The organism is Hoeflea sp. AS16, assembly GCF_038900095.1.
Lineage (GTDB): Bacteria > Pseudomonadota > Alphaproteobacteria > Rhizobiales > Rhizobiaceae > Hoeflea.
In genome coordinates this window covers 1-14,954 of record NZ_JBBMQQ010000003.1, presented here as the reverse complement: position 1 = coordinate 14,954, position 14,954 = coordinate 1, and the positions used below count along the sequence as shown (strand labels likewise).

General features: G+C 60.9%; 20 protein-coding genes and 1 pseudogene. 9 read left to right on the top strand and 12 right to left on the bottom strand.

Translation table 11 applies throughout. From position 1 onward, the window contains the following. Positions 1 to 80: 80 nt before the first annotated feature. The 3 genes from WNY80_RS08670 to WNY80_RS08660 all read right to left on the bottom strand — a co-directional run bounded on the left by WNY80_RS08670 (position 81) and on the right by WNY80_RS08660 (position 2,005). Positions 81 to 521, bottom strand: a complete 441-nt coding sequence (locus tag WNY80_RS08670) for a hypothetical protein (protein ID WP_342886972.1) — start codon at positions 519 to 521, stop codon at positions 81 to 83. Between the two features lie 453 nt (positions 522 to 974). Next, positions 975 to 1,784, bottom strand: a complete 810-nt coding sequence (locus WNY80_RS08665; RefSeq protein WP_342887473.1) for a class II glutamine amidotransferase — start codon at positions 1,782 to 1,784, stop codon at positions 975 to 977. Positions 1,785 to 1,789: 5 nt separating this feature from the next. After that, positions 1,790 to 2,005, bottom strand: coding sequence for a DUF6356 family protein (locus WNY80_RS08660; RefSeq protein ID WP_342886971.1), 216 nt, complete (start codon positions 2,003 to 2,005; stop codon positions 1,790 to 1,792). 108 nt (positions 2,006 to 2,113) lie between these two features. Between WNY80_RS08660 and WNY80_RS08655 the strand changes: the two genes are divergently transcribed. Further along, the gene (locus WNY80_RS08655; RefSeq protein WP_342886970.1) at positions 2,114 to 2,599 is read left to right on the top strand and encodes an Lrp/AsnC family transcriptional regulator; all 486 of its coding nucleotides are present in this window, start codon (positions 2,114 to 2,116) and stop codon (positions 2,597 to 2,599) included. A gap of 61 nt (positions 2,600 to 2,660) precedes the next feature. Here WNY80_RS08655 and WNY80_RS08650 read toward each other — a convergent pair whose 3' ends face one another. Continuing rightward, entirely contained in the window at positions 2,661 to 2,876 is a 216-nt protein-coding gene (locus tag WNY80_RS08650) for a hypothetical protein (protein ID WP_342886969.1), read from the bottom strand. Positions 2,877 to 3,061: 185 nt separating this feature from the next. Between WNY80_RS08650 and WNY80_RS08645 the strand changes: the two genes are divergently transcribed. From WNY80_RS08645 to WNY80_RS08615, 7 genes are all read left to right on the top strand, one after another. Beyond that, positions 3,062 to 3,973 carry a pirin family protein gene (locus WNY80_RS08645; protein ID WP_342886968.1) on the top strand — a complete coding sequence of 304 codons (912 nt, stop codon included), beginning with the start codon at positions 3,062 to 3,064 and terminating at the stop codon, positions 3,971 to 3,973. A 181-nt stretch (positions 3,974 to 4,154) separates the two neighbouring features. After that, positions 4,155 to 4,490: a metalloregulator ArsR/SmtB family transcription factor gene (locus WNY80_RS08640; RefSeq protein WP_342886967.1), complete on the top strand. Its 336-nt coding sequence runs from the start codon at positions 4,155 to 4,157 to the stop codon at positions 4,488 to 4,490. Continuing rightward, positions 4,483 to 4,920, top strand: coding sequence for an SRPBCC domain-containing protein (locus tag WNY80_RS08635; RefSeq protein ID WP_342886966.1), 438 nt, complete (start codon positions 4,483 to 4,485; stop codon positions 4,918 to 4,920). Before WNY80_RS08640 ends, WNY80_RS08635 begins: the two co-directional genes overlap by 8 nt. 150 nt (positions 4,921 to 5,070) lie before the next feature. Beyond that, complete coding sequence (locus WNY80_RS08630) at positions 5,071 to 5,691, top strand: hypothetical protein (RefSeq protein WP_342886965.1); 621 nt, start codon at positions 5,071 to 5,073, stop codon at positions 5,689 to 5,691. A 211-nt stretch (positions 5,692 to 5,902) separates the two neighbouring features. Next, positions 5,903 to 6,382: a MarR family transcriptional regulator gene (locus WNY80_RS08625; RefSeq protein WP_342886964.1), complete on the top strand. Its 480-nt coding sequence runs from the start codon at positions 5,903 to 5,905 to the stop codon at positions 6,380 to 6,382. A 295-nt stretch (positions 6,383 to 6,677) separates the two neighbouring features. Continuing rightward, complete coding sequence (locus tag WNY80_RS08620) at positions 6,678 to 7,139, top strand: MarR family transcriptional regulator (protein WP_342886963.1); 462 nt, start codon at positions 6,678 to 6,680, stop codon at positions 7,137 to 7,139. A gap of 206 nt (positions 7,140 to 7,345) precedes the next feature. Continuing rightward, complete coding sequence (locus WNY80_RS08615; RefSeq protein ID WP_342886962.1) at positions 7,346 to 7,813, top strand: MarR family transcriptional regulator; 468 nt, start codon at positions 7,346 to 7,348, stop codon at positions 7,811 to 7,813. Here WNY80_RS08615 and WNY80_RS08610 read toward each other — a convergent pair. Further along, a complete protein-coding gene (locus WNY80_RS08610) occupies positions 7,810 to 8,721 on the bottom strand; it encodes a DMT family transporter (RefSeq protein WP_342886961.1) in 912 nt (303 codons plus the stop codon). The two genes, WNY80_RS08615 and WNY80_RS08610, sit on opposite strands and share 4 nt — an antisense overlap. 199 nt (positions 8,722 to 8,920) lie before the next feature. On the opposite strand from WNY80_RS08610, the gene WNY80_RS08605 reads away from it, so the two are divergent. Then, positions 8,921 to 9,910, top strand: a complete 990-nt coding sequence (locus WNY80_RS08605) for a Gfo/Idh/MocA family oxidoreductase (protein WP_342886960.1) — start codon at positions 8,921 to 8,923, stop codon at positions 9,908 to 9,910. Positions 9,911 to 10,092: 182 nt separating this feature from the next. Here WNY80_RS08605 and WNY80_RS08600 read toward each other — a convergent pair whose 3' ends face one another. The 7 genes and pseudogenes from WNY80_RS08600 to WNY80_RS08570 form a co-directional block, all read right to left on the bottom strand. Further along, on the bottom strand, positions 10,093 to 10,620 hold the full coding sequence (locus tag WNY80_RS08600; protein WP_342886959.1) for a GNAT family N-acetyltransferase: 528 nt from the start codon (positions 10,618 to 10,620) through the stop codon (positions 10,093 to 10,095). Between the two features lie 6 nt (positions 10,621 to 10,626). Next, positions 10,627 to 11,175 carry a helix-turn-helix domain-containing protein gene (locus WNY80_RS08595; protein ID WP_342886958.1) on the bottom strand — a complete coding sequence of 183 codons (549 nt, stop codon included), beginning with the start codon at positions 11,173 to 11,175 and terminating at the stop codon, positions 10,627 to 10,629. An 85-nt stretch (positions 11,176 to 11,260) separates the two neighbouring features. After that, positions 11,261 to 12,295 carry a permease gene (locus WNY80_RS08590; protein ID WP_342886957.1) on the bottom strand — a complete coding sequence of 345 codons (1,035 nt, stop codon included), beginning with the start codon at positions 12,293 to 12,295 and terminating at the stop codon, positions 11,261 to 11,263. After that, entirely contained in the window at positions 12,292 to 12,591 is a 300-nt protein-coding gene (locus WNY80_RS08585; RefSeq protein ID WP_342886956.1) for a metalloregulator ArsR/SmtB family transcription factor, read from the bottom strand. The genes WNY80_RS08590 and WNY80_RS08585 overlap by 4 nt, the downstream gene beginning before the upstream one ends. 171 nt (positions 12,592 to 12,762) lie before the next feature. Then, complete coding sequence (locus tag WNY80_RS08580; protein WP_342886955.1) at positions 12,763 to 12,993, bottom strand: hypothetical protein; 231 nt, start codon at positions 12,991 to 12,993, stop codon at positions 12,763 to 12,765. Between the two features lie 95 nt (positions 12,994 to 13,088). Continuing rightward, the gene (locus tag WNY80_RS08575; protein ID WP_342886954.1) at positions 13,089 to 14,129 is read right to left on the bottom strand and encodes a zinc-dependent alcohol dehydrogenase family protein; all 1,041 of its coding nucleotides are present in this window, start codon (positions 14,127 to 14,129) and stop codon (positions 13,089 to 13,091) included. A gap of 225 nt (positions 14,130 to 14,354) precedes the next feature. After that, a pseudogene (locus WNY80_RS08570) lies at positions 14,355 to 14,954 on the bottom strand (hypothetical protein); the annotation flags it as partial.

Below are 14,954 nucleotides of genomic sequence, written 5' to 3'. Positions count from 1 at the left end.
GTAGACCGTGGCCAAGGGGGCTAGCTTCAACAGCGTATCTGTCTTGTTTGTCTTAGCTGAGCATGGTCATCGGCTTCGATTCAGGCGGCGTAGTGAAGGATAGCGGTGCCGCCCTGAGGAGACGCTTCTACATGCTCGCGAACCAATTCGGCGAATTCATGGGTAGTGACTAATGTCTCGTCTCTGTCAGGCATCCCGAGGGCAATGGACACTCGCTTCATCCATCCCTTCTTGCCGCCGTCAACGCTTGCCTCAAGGTATTCACCGTTTGGCAGCTTGATTTCCAAATACTTGTCGCCAACGCCTGCGGTTTGGCCGGTGTACCGTTCAATGGTCCCGATTAAGTTGAGTGCCGGAAGGTTTATTTCGATATACCAGCTGATACGCGCAGTGCGAGTGCCGTCAGATTTTTCACTTTTCCGATGAGCATTGCGACGAGGTGAAGCCTTAGCCGCTGCGGCTTCTTCCGCTCGGCGTTGCACTATTATCGCCATCTTTTGATGAGGAAGTAGCTTGGACATTGGATCGTCTCCTAGGGCGTTTTCGTCAAGCGTATACTAACTGCCGGTCTTCAGTGGCAGCGTCAATCACGTAGCTTGCACAAAAAATCATCATTGTCCTAAAATCAGATTGCCCGGATCGTCGATTTTGTTCTGGCGAATTTTTCACAAAATGTCGAAGTAAAATAACTACTTTTTGCCTGTTTTTACTCAGCTATATTGGTTCAGCTCTGCTTCTCCGTTCAGAAATCGCGTTCTTTTCGAAATTTGTTATTCCAGCAGTACTAAAGGGTATCTAGGAAGACTCGCTTAGATTGGCAAGTGTTCCCTCTTGGCGGGAGAATTCACCTGAGTATAGACAATACGTTGACAGGCTTTCCAAGCCGTTACTTGAGAAGTTAGTCCTCACGCTAGGCGCCGCCCAATAGGTGCTATAAACAGGATTGAACGCTGCTTCCTGTCTGCAGCTACCCCTTACGCCACTTCCGCAACTTTCACCGCTTCCGCCTGCAGCGGCGAGAACCGCGCCGAGGAAATCCCGCCCTTGGTCAGCGTGACGATGCTGCCTGCCGGGATTTCGTGCCATTTGGTGTCGGTGTCCTTGAACGGTTCGGAGACCAGGCAATGGCCCTGGTTGTTGCAGGTCGGCGCCGAGTAGAGCGTCGGGGCGAACGCGTCATTGGAATAGCGGATGGCGTGAAGCGCTTGGCCGTCGGAGAAGGCGGCGGTAAACCGCACCAGCTCGCGCACGCCCGCGCGGGCACTCTCGGCGAGCGCAAAGCGGATCGCTTCGGCAAAGGCGGCTGCAGGATCTGTCTCAAGCCCGAATTCGATCGCCAGCAGGAACAGCAGTTCCGAATCCGTGGTGCCGTGCCGGGCCTGGTACAGCCGGTCCGAGAGGGCGGCTTCCATCGGCCGGCGGATTTTCTCGAAGCCCGCGATCTGGCCATTGTGCATGAACGACCAGTTGCCGTGCACGAAGGGGTGGCAATTGTCGCGGCTGGTTGCCCCGCCGGTCGAGGCCCGCACATGCGCCAGGAACAGCGGCGAGCGGATCTGCCGCGCCAGCGATTTCAGGTTGCAGTCCGACCAGGCCGGCAGCACGTCGCGGTACAGGCCTGGCTCCCTGTGCTCGCCATACCAGGCGATGCCGAAGCCGTCGCCATTGGTCGCCGTCTTGGCCTCGGTGGCGTGATGCGATTGCTCGATCAGCGAATGGCCGGGGGCGGAGACAATCTGCGCCAGCGGAATCGGGGTTCCTCGGTAGGCGGCCCATCGGCACATGCGCTTCATTTGCTCCGGTTGTGCATCCGGTGATGCATGTCGTTGATCATACGGCTTGCAGTTTTCTCAAAGGTAAATGGCAGCACCGCATGCACCAGCGCCGCCAGGCTGGCCAGCAGCAGCTTGCCGGAAAATGCGCCTGCAAACCTGAGATGCTCGAAATAGGTTTCGTCGACCGATTGCGGGTGTTCGGTGAAAAGGCGGGCGATCTGGTTGGACATGGCGTGCTTCCCTCGTGTGTTATGAGTGTGTGAGGATAACCCGCTCTGCAGGGAGATTTGTCCCGAATGTCCTTTGAATGAATTAAATATTGGGATATATATCCCGCCATGCACCAGATTGACGATATGGATATCCGAATCCTGAGCCAGTTGCAGCGCGACGGCACCCTGTCGGTCGACGCGCTGTCCGAACGGGTCAACCTGTCACGCAACGCCTGCTGGCGCCGGGTCAAGCTGATGGAGGAACGCGGGCTGATCAGGGACCGCGTTGCCATCCTCGATGCGGAAGCCGCCGGTTGCGGCCTCTCGGTCTTCATCTTCGTCCGCGCCGCCAGCCATGATGCGGACTGGCTGAAGCAGTTCCGCGAGGCCGTCGGCGCGTTCCCGGAGATTGTCGGCGTCTACCGAACCTCCGGCGATCTCGACTACGTGCTCCGCGCCCGCGTCTCCGACGTCAAGGCTTACGACCGGCTCTATCAGCGGCTGATCGCCAGGGTGAAGCTTGCCGATGTCTCCGCCTCCTTCGTCATGGAGGAGATCAAGGAAACCACGGCGATCCCGCTCTCGGCACTCGGCAGCGGCGCCACCATGTGAGCCGCCGCCGGTGGCGATGCCGGTGATGGTGATGGCCACGCTCCGGCCCCGCTCGCACGATTTACCTGTTTTTCGCCCGCGCCATCGCCAGCTTGATCGCGGCCATGCGCGCCTCGACCTGCTCAAGATCGGCTGTGCCGCGCCCGGTCTGCCGTTCCAGCTCGAATTTCATCTCCCTGATCCGCTCCAGCTTTTCATCACGCGTCAGGGTTTGGTGCTCCGACACCTGTTCCGGTGTCAGCTCGGTCTCGAGTTTTGAATCGATCTTCAGCGTCATTTGCATCTCCTTGATGGTGATGCCTGACCAACGCGCCCGGCCTTCCGGAGTTCCTGCAACGGCGCGGGAAGTTGAACAATGCGTTTCCATGTCGCCTCTTATAAGCCGCGCCCCGGCCCGCTACATTTCGCCCAACGCAAAAAGTGCCGGCCGATTTTGCCGGTTCCGATCCAAAGGAGACTGCCATGTCCATCAGACCAGTCCGACATCAATCCACCGCCGTGCCGCATCTCGAAGGTGCCGGCGTGCAGCTTCAGCGTGCCTTCGGTTTTGACGATCCGTCGCTGACCGACCCGTTCCTGCTGTTTGACGATTTCCGCAACGAGCGGCCCGAGAACTATCTCAAGGGCTTTCCCTGGCATCCGCACCGCGGCATAGAGACCATCACCTATGTGCTGGCCGGCACCGTCGAGCACGGTGACAGCCTTGGCAACACCGGCACGCTCGGCGCAGGCGACGTGCAATGGATGACCGCCGGCAGCGGCATCATGCACCAGGAAATGCCCAAGGGCGATCTCTCCGGCAAGATGCACGGCTTCCAGCTCTGGGCCAACCTGCCGTCGTCGATGAAGATGACCGCACCGCGCTACCAGGACGTCACCGCCGCCGACATTCCCGTCGAGGTCGATGATGACGGCACCGCCGCGCGCATCATCTGCGGCGAGTTCTGGGGCAAGCGCGGCCCGGTCGACGGCATTGCCGCCGAGCCGTCCTATGTCGATATCTCGGTGCCGCCGGGCAAGCGCAAGACCTTTAAGGTCGATGCCTACCGCTCGGCCTTCGCCTATATCTTCGCAGGCTCCGGCTCGTTCCGCGATGCCTCCAGGCCGTTCGGCGTGCTGGTCGAGAAGGAAGTAGAGGGCGAGGAGATCCAGATCCGCGACATGTCGGGTGACCGCACGCTTGTGGTCTTCGACACCGGTGACGAGATCACGGTCCAGGCCGGCGACGAAGGCATCCGCTTCCTGCTGGTCTCCGGCCAGCCGATCCAGGAACCTGTTGCCTGGCACGGCCCGATCGTCATGAACACGCGCTCCGAGCTGATCCAGGCCGTGACCGAGCTGCAGAACGGAACCTTCATCAAGCCGGCGCACTAGGCCCGCCTGTTCAATGCGCACTGTTTGGAAAATGCCGGGCATCGTCCCGGCATTTTTGTGTTCACAGGTCTCCCCGTTTATGCAGGGAGAAAAGCCGGGATCTCATCGCGTCCGCAACAATATTCACCTATATGGTTGACTATTATTGCGGACGAGAATATTCAACCATAAGGGTGAATAAATGAACGAAGATGCACTGTCACTAATTCTCAAGGCCGCCGGGGACACCACCCGGCGGAAGATCCTGACGCTCCTTGTTCAGGAAGGCGCGTTGAGGGTGACTGCGCTCTCTGCTCATTTCGACATGTCCCTGAATTCCGTTTCCAAGCACATCAAGGTGCTCGAGGAAGCAGGGCTTGTCACCCGCCGGACTGTGGGCCGCGAGCATTTCATTGCGGCCGAGCTTGAGCCTTTGCAGCTGACCGAGAGCTGGTTCAGGCAACTCAAGTCCATCTGGGAGTTGCGCCTTGCGGCGCTTGAAGAGGCACTTGTTTCAAAGGACGATGACAATGGTTGATGCAATCAATGAACTTGAACTGACCGTAAGCCGCAAAATTCCTGCCCCGCGCCAGAAGGTGTTCGACGCCTGGCTGTCGCCGCGCATGATGGAGAAATTCATGTTGCCTGGCGGCAGCGACATGACCTCGAAAGTTACCAATGACCCGGTCAGGGGTGGCCGTTTCTCCATCCTCATGAAGACGGCGGAAAAGGAAATCCCCCACGCCGGCACCTATCTGGAAATCGATCCGCATTCGCGTCTGGCCTTCACCTGGGAATCGCCGCACTCGCTCGATGACAGCGTGGTCACCATCGATTTCACGGAAGTCGAACCGGGCGTCACCGAAATCACGCTGCACCAGGTCAAGTTCCGCAGCGAGGAAGCCCGCGATGGCCATATCGGCGGATGGACCGCCATACTCACCGCGCTGGAAAAAACGCTCGGCTGAACCGGCCGGCTTACCGGGCGGAGACCAGCCGGTCCCGCCCGGTAGCGCGCAAGGCCTGCTCCGCCGTCCGCGGCGCGGTTTGATCTGCCGCATGTCGGCAGCCCTGGCACCGGGTTAAAGTCGCATCCTCGCAATCTGAGGGACCGTGCCATGAGCAAATCCGTACTTGAGGAAATCGAAGACCGGCTTCGCGCCACCCGCGCGGAGCTGGAGCAGGAGCGTGACCGGCAGATGGAAGCCGGCCGTGAGCAGTTCCGTTACCGGCTGAGCCGCGGCAAGGTGCGCTTCGACCGCGAGATGAAGGGCCTGCAGAAAGCCTACCGCGTCGGGCTGTGGCCCTACATCACCGGCGCCCGCATCGCCATCCTGCTCACCGCCCCGGTCATATATGGCGTGGCCATCCCGCTTGCCCTGCTCGATCTGTCGGTGACGATCTACCAGCACATCTGTTTCCGGGTCTACGGCATCGAGCGGGTCCGGCGCTCCGACTACGTTGTCATCGACCGCCACATGCTCGCCTATCTCAACCTGATCGAGAAGTTCAACTGCGTCTATTGCGGCTACGGCAATGGCGTCATCGCCTATGCGCGCGAGATCGCCGGCCGCACCGAAGCCTACTGGTGCCCGATCAAGCATGCCCGCCGGGTTGCCGATCCGCACGCTTCCTTTGCCAGCTTCATGGAGTTCGGCGATGCCCAGACCTACCGCGACTGGCTGGCCGGTGGCCGCAAGGTCAGGGCCGCCGATCCCGGCACTGATGCTGCAAAATGAGACAAATGCGACACACACATGCAGGCCGGGGGACTCGATTCCAGTCGCAGTTGAACCAAAATCGGACATATCTGGTTTACCACATGGGTGGATCGTGGCTTGCAACCCATATCGGCACAATGCAATTGTTGGGCGAGACCGTGTAAGGCCTCAAAGGTCCGGTCACCCGGTTCGCGGTGGCTCAGGCGGAATTGCGAGAGGTGTGAAGACGATGAATTTCGACCACCTGAGGAATGTCAGCTACGGCCCGGCGGAGGTGTTCGCCTATTTCAGTGAAGCCTGCCAGACAGCCCAATTGTCCGAAGCATTGTTGGACAAGTGTCTGCCTGACGATCTGCACCGGTCACATTTTTACATCATCAATCATCTGGTCAGGGGAGGGGATGGCGAAACTCCCTTGCAGATCACTGAAGCCATGCAGGTGACCAAGACCACCATCAGCCATTCTCTCGCCGTGCTCGAGGCGCGGGGATTCATCCAGACCCGGCCCAGCCCTTCGGACGCACGTTCCAAGCAGGTGTTCGTCACCGAGGCCGGTCGTGATTTTCAAAAACGCGCCGTCACCGCCCTGACAGGGTTGTACGGCTCCTTTCTCCGGGAAGAAGACTACCGCACCATGGGCGATGCGCTCCCGAGCCTGGTGTCTGTGCGCAAGCTGCTGGAAAAAAACAGCGGCGCCATGCCTGAGTGAAGGCACACGAATAAGGGTATGCGCCTCTTCCGGCGTATGCCTCGATGATACGGAGCCCGGCCCCGGCCCGCATATTCAGGGGCACCCGCATGAGGCGGCGACCGTCTTCGAACGGTAACTTTGCCTGCAAAGCAGGAATGCCTTGAAGCCAGGATAACCCATGTTGGGGGGATGGGCGTTGACGTCCAGCGACAGTCTGCCCCATATGCCAGTTTTTATATGATTGTGTAGTTGATTCATATTACGGTCAGTCCCCGAAGGCTGATGAAGATTGAGGAAAGGAACTCTGAACAGAATGGATGCTGGGGACAAAGCACGTCAGGTTTTCACTTTCTTCAATGAAATAGCCATCATTGATCAGTTGAGTACGACGCTGCTTGGAAAAGTATTGCCCGACGGTGTTCACCCATCCCATTTTGCCATCGTCGTTCATCTCGCTCGAGGGGGAAACGGCAAAACGCCAGGCGGCCTCGCCAACGCCATGCAGGTTACCAAGGCAACCATGAGCCACTCGCTCAAGGTGCTGGAAGGCCACGGGTTTATCGAAGTCCGGCCCAATGATCTCGACGCCCGGTCGAAGAACGTCTTCCTCACCGATGCCGGCCGCGCTTTCCAGGCGGAAGCGATCGTTGCCGCAGCCCGGGCATTCAGCCAGTTCATGCGCGCAACGCATGTGGACACTGTTGCCGAGCTGCTGCCGGGTCTCGTCATGATCCGCAAGCTGCTCGATGAAAACCGCAATCCGGTGCTCGACTGACAGATACCGCTGCGCTGCATGACCACAGCCAGAGCCAGAGCCGGAACAGGTGACGGTAAAATTCCCTATCATGAATAAACATCGTTCCCGAACGGCGCTTGAGGCGCTCCGGAGTTCACAAGACTGCGCGTCTCGAATATGATTACAAATGTTCCGGTCGGTCCGCCTTAACCGGTGGAGGTGAATTCGAGGGAAGATTGAGCGGAATGAAATCCGGGAAAAAGCCAGGCGATGCTTACGCCTTTTTCATAGAAATCAATGTCATTGACCTGCTCTGCAAGACGTTGATCGCCAAGATATTGCCCGACGGTGTCCATCCGTCCCATTTTGCCATCATTCTTTATCTTTCCCGGCTGGGCGACGGCAAAACGCCTCACAGCCTGGCCAGTGCCATGCAGGTGAGCAAGGCGACCATGAGTCACTCCCTGAAAGTGCTGGAAAAGCGTGGCTTCATCCAGATCCGGCCCTGCGAAAAGGACGCCCGCTCAAAACTGGTCTATCTCACCGAGGCGGGTAGGGAATTTCACAACCAGGCAATTGCCGCTTCGGCACGGACCTTCGGCAATTTCTTGGACGATGAGCATCGTCAGCTCATGGCCGGCACCCTGCCGGCGCTTGCCGCGATCCGCAAGCTGCTCGACAAGAACCGCGAGCCGGTGCCCGGAGAGGACTAGAGCGGGGTGCCCTGACCGCCTTTCCGGCGCTGTCCCGGCCAAAACTGCCCGGGTGTCTGCGACCAGGCCGCCGCACCAAGAATGAGCATTCCGCCGGCAACGGCCTGCAGCGTTGGCAATTCGAACAGGATCAGCCAGGCCAGCACTGGCGCCAGCGGCGTTTCCAGCATCGACAGCAAGGCGGTCTCGGCAGCGGGCAAGCGCCGTGCGCCTTCGGGCAGCAGCACCGCGGCAACGGCAAAGGAAGCGCCAAACAGGATCAGAAGCGGCATGTCGCTGAATTGTGTTTCCATGACATCTCCGAACACCAGTCCCAGCGGCAAAAGCAGCACGGACGACATCACCGCAGGCAGCATGACTTTGGTCTCGGGCCGCTTGCGGTAGACCACCATCATTGCGGCCATCATCAGTGTCATCCACAATGCCAGCGTGTCGCCCAGAAGCCCGGTGGTCAGCAGTCCGGCCGATTGAAGCGAACCTGAAATGGTCACCAATACGCCGATGAAGGCAATCGCGCTGGCGATCACTGTCCGCCGCGCCGGCATCTCGGACATGATCAGCCATGCCAGGCCTGCAGCGAGAAACGGTGCCGCCGCGTAGATCAGGGCCACATTGGCAACGCTGGAGAGTTTCAGTGCCGGGATGAACGCTGCCGTTCCGCTTGCGCCGAGCAGTGCCACCAGCATTTCGGCCCGGCCAAATCCGCGGATTTCGCTCATAAGCGTGCCACGCAGGATCATGAAGACAAGCGCGAACCCCGCCGCGGCAATGCCCCGCCAAAAGATCACTTCCCAGGCTCCGGCCTCGACCGAGCGGGTAAAAATCCCGGCAAGACTGAAAAACAGCACTGAAACGGCAACCAGTGTGACGCCTGTGGCGTGGGTGGCAGGGTCGGCTTTCAGCGTCATGGTGGTGTGTCCTGTTGCGGCGCCCAGCCTATACCGCTCACCTGCTGACAGCAGTATGTCAGCAGACATTGGTTTTGCAGCACATAAACTGCGGACGGACCTCCGGATCGGGTGGCATTCCCCGCCAATGCCTCTACGGCGCCTTGTCACCAGACGCCGCGCGGTTAGGATCGCGCTCCGGTCAATCAAAGGACACCATATGCTTCACTGGGGACTGCTTGGAACAGGGTTTATTACCCACAAGACTGCAATGGCGATCGGCGCGTCAGACGGGTCTGTGATCCGTACAATTGCCGGGCGCAAGCCCGAGAGCCTGGCGGATTTTCAGCGAAAATACGCCATTCCGGAGATTTCCGTTGGCTATGATGACGTTCTGGACGATCCTCAGATCGATGTCGTTTATATCGGTCTGCCCAATCACGTTCATCACACGCTGACCATTGCTGCGGCCCAAAAGGGCAAGGCGGTTCTGTCCGAAAAATCCCTGACCACGACCATGGAAGAGGCGCACGCCCTGGCTGCTGCCGTTCGCGCCAACGCCACCTTTTTTGTCGAAGGGTTCATGTATCTGTCGCACCCGCTCTACCTGCGCCTGATGGATATCCTCGCCGAGGGCCGTCTGGGTCGCTTGCGGGCAATCACCGGGTTCTATTCTGCCGATATCTGGAAGGTCACCAATCCGCTCGGCCGCGGCACGCTCTACAATCTGGGCTGCTACCCGGTATCGCTGATGCACCTGGTGGTGCAGACCCTGTGTGGCGAAGACATGTTTGCAACAGGCCGGCTGGCGGGCATGGGCAATGTATCGGCGCATGACGGCACCATCTGTGATGCGGCCGTGACAGCGCGGTTTGGAAATGGGGTTTTGGCAACACTGCAATCGACAGACAGCTACGGCATGGACAACGCCTTCATGATTTCCGGCGACAAAGGCACGCTGCGGTTCATGACCAACCCCTGGTTCCCCGTTGCCGGCCGCAACCATCTTCGCTGGACGCCCTATGACGGCGATCCCGAAGACATCTATGTCGATGCCGATCACGATGCCTTCTATTACCAGGTCAAGATGGTCGAGGCATCGCTCGCCGCCGGACGCAAGGAGGCGGCCCGCCCCTCGCCGCGCCTCGAGGATTCCCTCGAGATAATGTCATTCCTGACCGAATGGGAACGGCAGTGCCTGGTCAGGTGACACCAGCCCGGCTTGACGTACCGGTGAAAGCCACAGCCTTGCAGGCTCAGCCTTCGCTGAGGTGAAATTCCGGCAAGGGCCGTTTTGGGCCCAATCCTGAATTCTCTCCCCGCGCTGGCATAGATCCTTCAGGTGGCAACCGAATGTGAGCCGGGGCATGGCGTGTCGGCCCGGGCCGCTGCTTAGAGGTTTTTGTACATGTAGGTCGTCGCGTGCAGCGCCGCGCCATCGGGGTTGACCGCGAAGCCGGGGATCACGCCGGCAGTCCGGAACCCGGCCGCCCGGTAAAGCGGCTCGGCCTTGTCGCCGGTCCTGGTGTCGAGCGTGATCAGGGTCTTGCCTGCCGCCCGCGCCTCCACGTCGAGCGCCTGCATCAGCGCCCGGCCGATGCCCTGGCGCCGCGCCTTCGGGCTGACCATCATCTTGGCCACCTCGCAGCGGTGCGGCTGGTTGGGCGGCAACGCGGTGATCAGCTGCACCGTGCCGACAGTCTCGCCATCCCGCTTGGCGGTCAGCAGCTTGCGCCGCCCGGCTCGGACTTCCGGGAAAACCTGTCCGGTAAAGAACGCCAGCGCGTCAGCCTCGGAGAAGGGGTGGATGAACCCGATCGCGGCCCCGTCATTGACGGTCTGCGCCATGATCCCGGCAAGCGCTTCGGCGTGGGCGTCAAGCTCGCCGGGCGCAAGCGAATGAATGCTGATCATGGTCATGGGGCCTCACACAAGAACGATGAAATAGGATGCGGGATCAACGCCGGTCTGGAACCGCGACGGGCCGTAAAGCTTGTAGCGCAGGCAGTCGCCGGCCTCGAGTTGGTGCTCCTCGCCGCCGGCCGTCACGTTGAGCGAGCCCGACAGCATCACCAGATGGTGTTCATGTCCCGGCACCGAGGGCGCTGCATAGGAAATCATCTGGTAGGCATCGAGCTCGCAGCGCACCACTTCCGCCGACAGTCCGCCACTTGGCGGCGACACCACCCTGCGCGAAAACCCGTTGTCGGTATCCTCCCAGACGCTCTGCTCTGCCCGCCGCACCAGCGGCGTGAACGGTGCCTCGACCGGCGCCAGCAGCTGCGAGATGCTCATCTGGTAGGTGGCCGACAGCGCCCCCAGCGTGTCCGCCGTCGGGCTGACCTCGGCATTCTCCACCCGTGACAGCGTCGAGCGGCTGATCCCGCTGGCATCCGACAGCTGCTGCAGCGACCAGCCGCGCTCCGTGCGGATCTGCCTGAGCCGCTCCGCCAGCCGGTCATTGAGAGAATTCATGCGTATATCCCATAATCAGGAAATAATCCTGAATATGGGATTATAAGAAATACGGAATGCCGTCAAGCCGCCGCGGGGCGTTCGCTCACACCACCATCTGGAAGACGATCCCCGAGATGATCGCGCCTGAGACTCCGAGTCCGATATAGGCGGCGAACACCGGCTTGCGGACCAGCGACCAGACCGCCGCCATTGCCGGCACCGAGCTGACCGCACCGGCGATCATGAACGCCATCGCAGCCCCGTTGCTCATGCCCTGCTCCATCAGCCCGGCCAGCAGCGGCGGCGCCACGTAGGAGTTGAGATAGGCCGGCATGCCCACCAGCGCCGCGATCGCGATCGGCACCACGCCCTCGCCGCCGACCAGCCCGGCAATCATCGTCGCCGGAACGTAGGTCACCAGCAGCGCTTCCAGCACATAGGCCAGCGCCAGCCACTTGGCCAGGAACACGCCATTGGCGATCAGCTCGCTGCGGAATGTCTCGCGGCGTTCGCTCGCCTGCCAGAACCGCCACACCGGCTTGCCGGTAAACGGATCCGGGCCGCAGCCGCAGCGCGACTGCCTGATCTGTCTCAGCGGATCCCGGAACCGGCCCGCGCCCATCGCCGCCTTGATGGCAAAGCCGCCCGACAGCCCGAGCGCCACCGCGATCACCGCCTTGCCGATGGCAAACGGCCAGCCCAGCGCCGCCACCGTGATCAGCAGCGTCGGCGGATCGATCAGCGGCGACGACAGCCAGAACGCCATCACCGCCGACAGCGGCGCGCCCAGCGCCAGCAGTCCGGCGACAAACGGAATCACCTCGCACGAGCAGAACGGTGCCAGCCCGCCAAACAGCGCCGCCATCGCGATCATCTTTGTCTCGCGGCCCTTGAACGCCTCGGCGATCACCGATTCCGCGCCCGCGGCCTTCAGCCCGGCAATCAGCAGAACAGCGAAGACAATGTAGGGCAGGGTGCTCAAAAACGCCCGCACCGCGAAGCTGACAATCGCGCCGAACTGCCCCGCATCGGCAACTGCCACCGCCAGCAGCGCCAGCGCGATCACCGCCCAGGGCGTCATCAGCCAGTCCTTCACCGCCCTGCCGGCGGGCCGGCCTGTCTCTGTGAGATCGGTCATGGCCTCGCCTCCGCTTCCGTGCAGCAGTGTTCAAGAATGAAGGTCGCCAACGCCCCCAGGTACGCGTAGTTCGCCGTGTTCATGATGGTGCGCCCGTCCTTGCGCTGGACGATCAGGTTGGCGGCGCTGAGAAATTTCAGGTGGTGCGCCAGCGTCGAGGCGGCAATCCCGGTGCGCTCCTGGATGTCGCCGACCCGCAGGCCTGCATTGCCGGCCCGGACCAGCGCCTGCAGCACCTCGAGCCGCGATTCCGACCCCATGGCGGAAAATCCCTGTGCAGCTTCCGTCGTGTCCATGCCTGTCACTCCATTTAATTCGATAAAACTAGTTATATCGAATTATTGGCCCTGACAAGTCCCCATGAATGACAAGCCCTCATGGATGACAGGCAACCGGGACGGGCCACGGTCCAACGCCGGGCACCTCGGCGCCTGTTCCTCGACGGCGGCGAAATCCTGGCCGTCCGCTCAGGCGTGCAGCCGGGCCGTATCGCGGCGTTGCCGCACTCTCAGCCGCGGCGCCAGCATCCAGGCGATCGGCGCCGTTGCGGCAAAGCCGGCGACGATCACCGCCGGCAGCAGGGACTTGGCATGCTCGGCCAGCTCGGGGACCGAAAGCACGGCAATGGCGCCCGCACCAAACAGCACCGCGTTGACGGGCAGGGCGATCAGCAGGGCAATGGATGTTCTGGTGCGCATGACGCTCTCCTTCTCTCAAAGGGAAAAAACGCCGCAGTCACCGCTTGGTTCCGCCGCCGGCCGGTGTCCTCCCGCCGCCTGCGCGCAAGCCCGCCCTAAAACTCCGTCACCACCGTCACGCCCACACCCTCGAACCGGTCCATCCCCATCAGCGCGTCGATTGATTGCTCAAGCGAGATCTCGCGCCCCACCAGCTTCTCCGGGCTCAGCTTCCCCGCCGCAATCATTGCAAACATCGCGTCATAGCGGTGCGCCTGCATGCCGTGGCTGCCAAGAATTTCCAGCTCGTGGGAAATCACCCGCCCCATCGGCACCGGCGGAAAACTCTCCGCCCCCGCCATCAGCCCCACCTGGATGTGCCGGCCGCGCTTGCGCAGAGAGTTGATCGAGTTGACGCAGGTCGCCACAGCACCAAGCGCATCGAGCGACACATGCGCCCCGCCATGGCTGAGATCGCGCACAGCCCCCGCCACATCGTCGACCTCGCGCGCATTCACCGTCGCCACCGCGCCCAGCGCGCGGGCCAGCGCAAGTTTCTCCTCCGAAATGTCCACCGCCACCACCTGCGCGCCCGCCGCCACCGCAATCATGATCGCCGACAGCCCGACCCCGCCGCAGCCATGCACCGCCACCCACTGCCCCGCCGACACCCGGCCCTGGTCCACCACCGCGCGAAACGAGGTGACGAACCGGCAGCCGAGACTCGCGGCGGTGGCAAAATCCAGGCTTTCGGGCAAACCCACCAGATTGAGGTCGGCGCGGTGGATCGACACATACTCGGCAAACGAGCCCCAATGCGTGAACCCGGGCTGAAACTGGTTGTCGCACACCTGCTGATGCCCGGCATGGCACTCAGCGCAATGCCCGCAGCCGCCAACAAACGGCACTGTCACCCGGTCGCCAACCCGCCACCGCGTCACATCCCGCCCCACCGCGGCAATCACGCCTGCCAGCTCGTGCCCGGGCACATGTGGCAGCACAATATCCGTGTCATGCCCCACCCAGCCATGCCAGTCCGACCTGCAAACCCCCGTCGCCCGCACCTCAACCACCACCCCATGCGGCTCAGGCGTGGGATCCGGCAGATTGACCAGCTTCGGCGGCGCGGAAAAGGCTTCGTAGAGAATGGCTTTCATGACGGGATCCCGGAAATGTGAAGGGAGGGCAGGGGGAGAGGTTTACACCGGGGGAAGGGGGTTGGGGAGGGGGCTGGGCTTCCGTCTCTGGCGTGAGAGAGTGTCGGCCATAGCTTGTTGTGGCCCTCACCCTTGCTGTTTAGGTTAGGGTTGCCGATGAGCTCCAATGATGTCGCGGTTTCCACTTTTCATATTATCGAATAGGAGGTCACTTACATTTTGGGCTCATACTTTTTTTGCCAAAAGACGCTGGACAGCCACACTGAGCTGCTTATTATCTTGTTTCAATAGCGCGATCCGGTCTACGAGATCACTCAAAACGAGTCTAACCGCTTGTGCATTGTCGAGGCAGTCTTCATCGCTCTCACCATGAAGCCCTACACTCAAAGCACCGTGCAAAGCGTTGAGTGGGTTGTGTCCATCGATAAGCAAGCCCTGCGGAAGGGCCGTCTTAATTTGTTCCATGGACTTGGAAAACGAGATTTGCGTCTTCGCAGCATCAAGCTCTTCAAGCAACTCTGCAGGCGCGCCCACCGTCTGGCAGACCTTCATGATCTCGTTGAGCAAGTCGCTTCTGTGGTTTTCGACAACACGGCGATAGTATGCAAAAGCGGCTATTCCGAAACCAAGATTTTCGCACTGCCTTCCTTTCATAAATAGGTCCGAATCCGCCTTGCCAAATAGGCGCAAAACGCGATTTGGTACGGGAATACCGAACGCGGGGTACTCTCCGTATTTGTAGAGGTGGCAGAGGTGGCTCGGGAAAACTGCACAGCAGGGATAAGTGGAATTTCTGCCTGAGTTTGGCTTAGATGCCGGAAACAG

Excerpts from the sequence above, each read along its gene's own strand:
- WNY80_RS08575 (WP_342886954.1), bottom strand. The coding sequence starts at position 14,129 with ATGAAAGCCATTCTCTACGAAGCCTTTTCCGCGCCGCCGAAGCTGGTC.
- WNY80_RS08615 (WP_342886962.1), top strand. The coding sequence starts at position 7,346 with ATGAAATCCGGGAAAAAGCCAGGCGATGCTTACGCCTTTTTCATAGAA.
- WNY80_RS08645 (WP_342886968.1), top strand. The coding sequence starts at position 3,062 with ATGTCCATCAGACCAGTCCGACATCAATCCACCGCCGTGCCGCATCTC.
- WNY80_RS08585 (WP_342886956.1), bottom strand. The coding sequence starts at position 12,591 with ATGGACACGACGGAAGCTGCACAGGGATTTTCCGCCATGGGGTCGGAA.
- WNY80_RS08635 (WP_342886966.1), top strand. The coding sequence starts at position 4,483 with ATGGTTGATGCAATCAATGAACTTGAACTGACCGTAAGCCGCAAAATT.
- WNY80_RS08640 (WP_342886967.1), top strand. The coding sequence starts at position 4,155 with ATGAACGAAGATGCACTGTCACTAATTCTCAAGGCCGCCGGGGACACC.
- WNY80_RS08600 (WP_342886959.1), bottom strand. The coding sequence starts at position 10,620 with ATGACCATGATCAGCATTCATTCGCTTGCGCCCGGCGAGCTTGACGCC.
- WNY80_RS08650 (WP_342886969.1), bottom strand. The coding sequence starts at position 2,876 with ATGACGCTGAAGATCGATTCAAAACTCGAGACCGAGCTGACACCGGAA.
- WNY80_RS08595 (WP_342886958.1), bottom strand. The coding sequence starts at position 11,175 with ATGAATTCTCTCAATGACCGGCTGGCGGAGCGGCTCAGGCAGATCCGC.
- WNY80_RS08605 (WP_342886960.1), top strand. The coding sequence starts at position 8,921 with ATGCTTCACTGGGGACTGCTTGGAACAGGGTTTATTACCCACAAGACT.
- WNY80_RS08610 (WP_342886961.1), bottom strand. The coding sequence starts at position 8,721 with ATGACGCTGAAAGCCGACCCTGCCACCCACGCCACAGGCGTCACACTG.
- WNY80_RS08670 (WP_342886972.1), bottom strand. The coding sequence starts at position 521 with ATGTCCAAGCTACTTCCTCATCAAAAGATGGCGATAATAGTGCAACGC.
- WNY80_RS08665 (WP_342887473.1), bottom strand. The coding sequence starts at position 1,784 with ATGTGCCGATGGGCCGCCTACCGAGGAACCCCGATTCCGCTGGCGCAG.
- WNY80_RS08655 (WP_342886970.1), top strand. The coding sequence starts at position 2,114 with ATGCACCAGATTGACGATATGGATATCCGAATCCTGAGCCAGTTGCAG.
- WNY80_RS08660 (WP_342886971.1), bottom strand. The coding sequence starts at position 2,005 with ATGTCCAACCAGATCGCCCGCCTTTTCACCGAACACCCGCAATCGGTC.
- WNY80_RS08620 (WP_342886963.1), top strand. The coding sequence starts at position 6,678 with ATGGATGCTGGGGACAAAGCACGTCAGGTTTTCACTTTCTTCAATGAA.
- WNY80_RS08625 (WP_342886964.1), top strand. The coding sequence starts at position 5,903 with ATGAATTTCGACCACCTGAGGAATGTCAGCTACGGCCCGGCGGAGGTG.
- WNY80_RS08580 (WP_342886955.1), bottom strand. The coding sequence starts at position 12,993 with ATGCGCACCAGAACATCCATTGCCCTGCTGATCGCCCTGCCCGTCAAC.
- WNY80_RS08590 (WP_342886957.1), bottom strand. The coding sequence starts at position 12,295 with ATGACCGATCTCACAGAGACAGGCCGGCCCGCCGGCAGGGCGGTGAAG.
- WNY80_RS08630 (WP_342886965.1), top strand. The coding sequence starts at position 5,071 with ATGAGCAAATCCGTACTTGAGGAAATCGAAGACCGGCTTCGCGCCACC.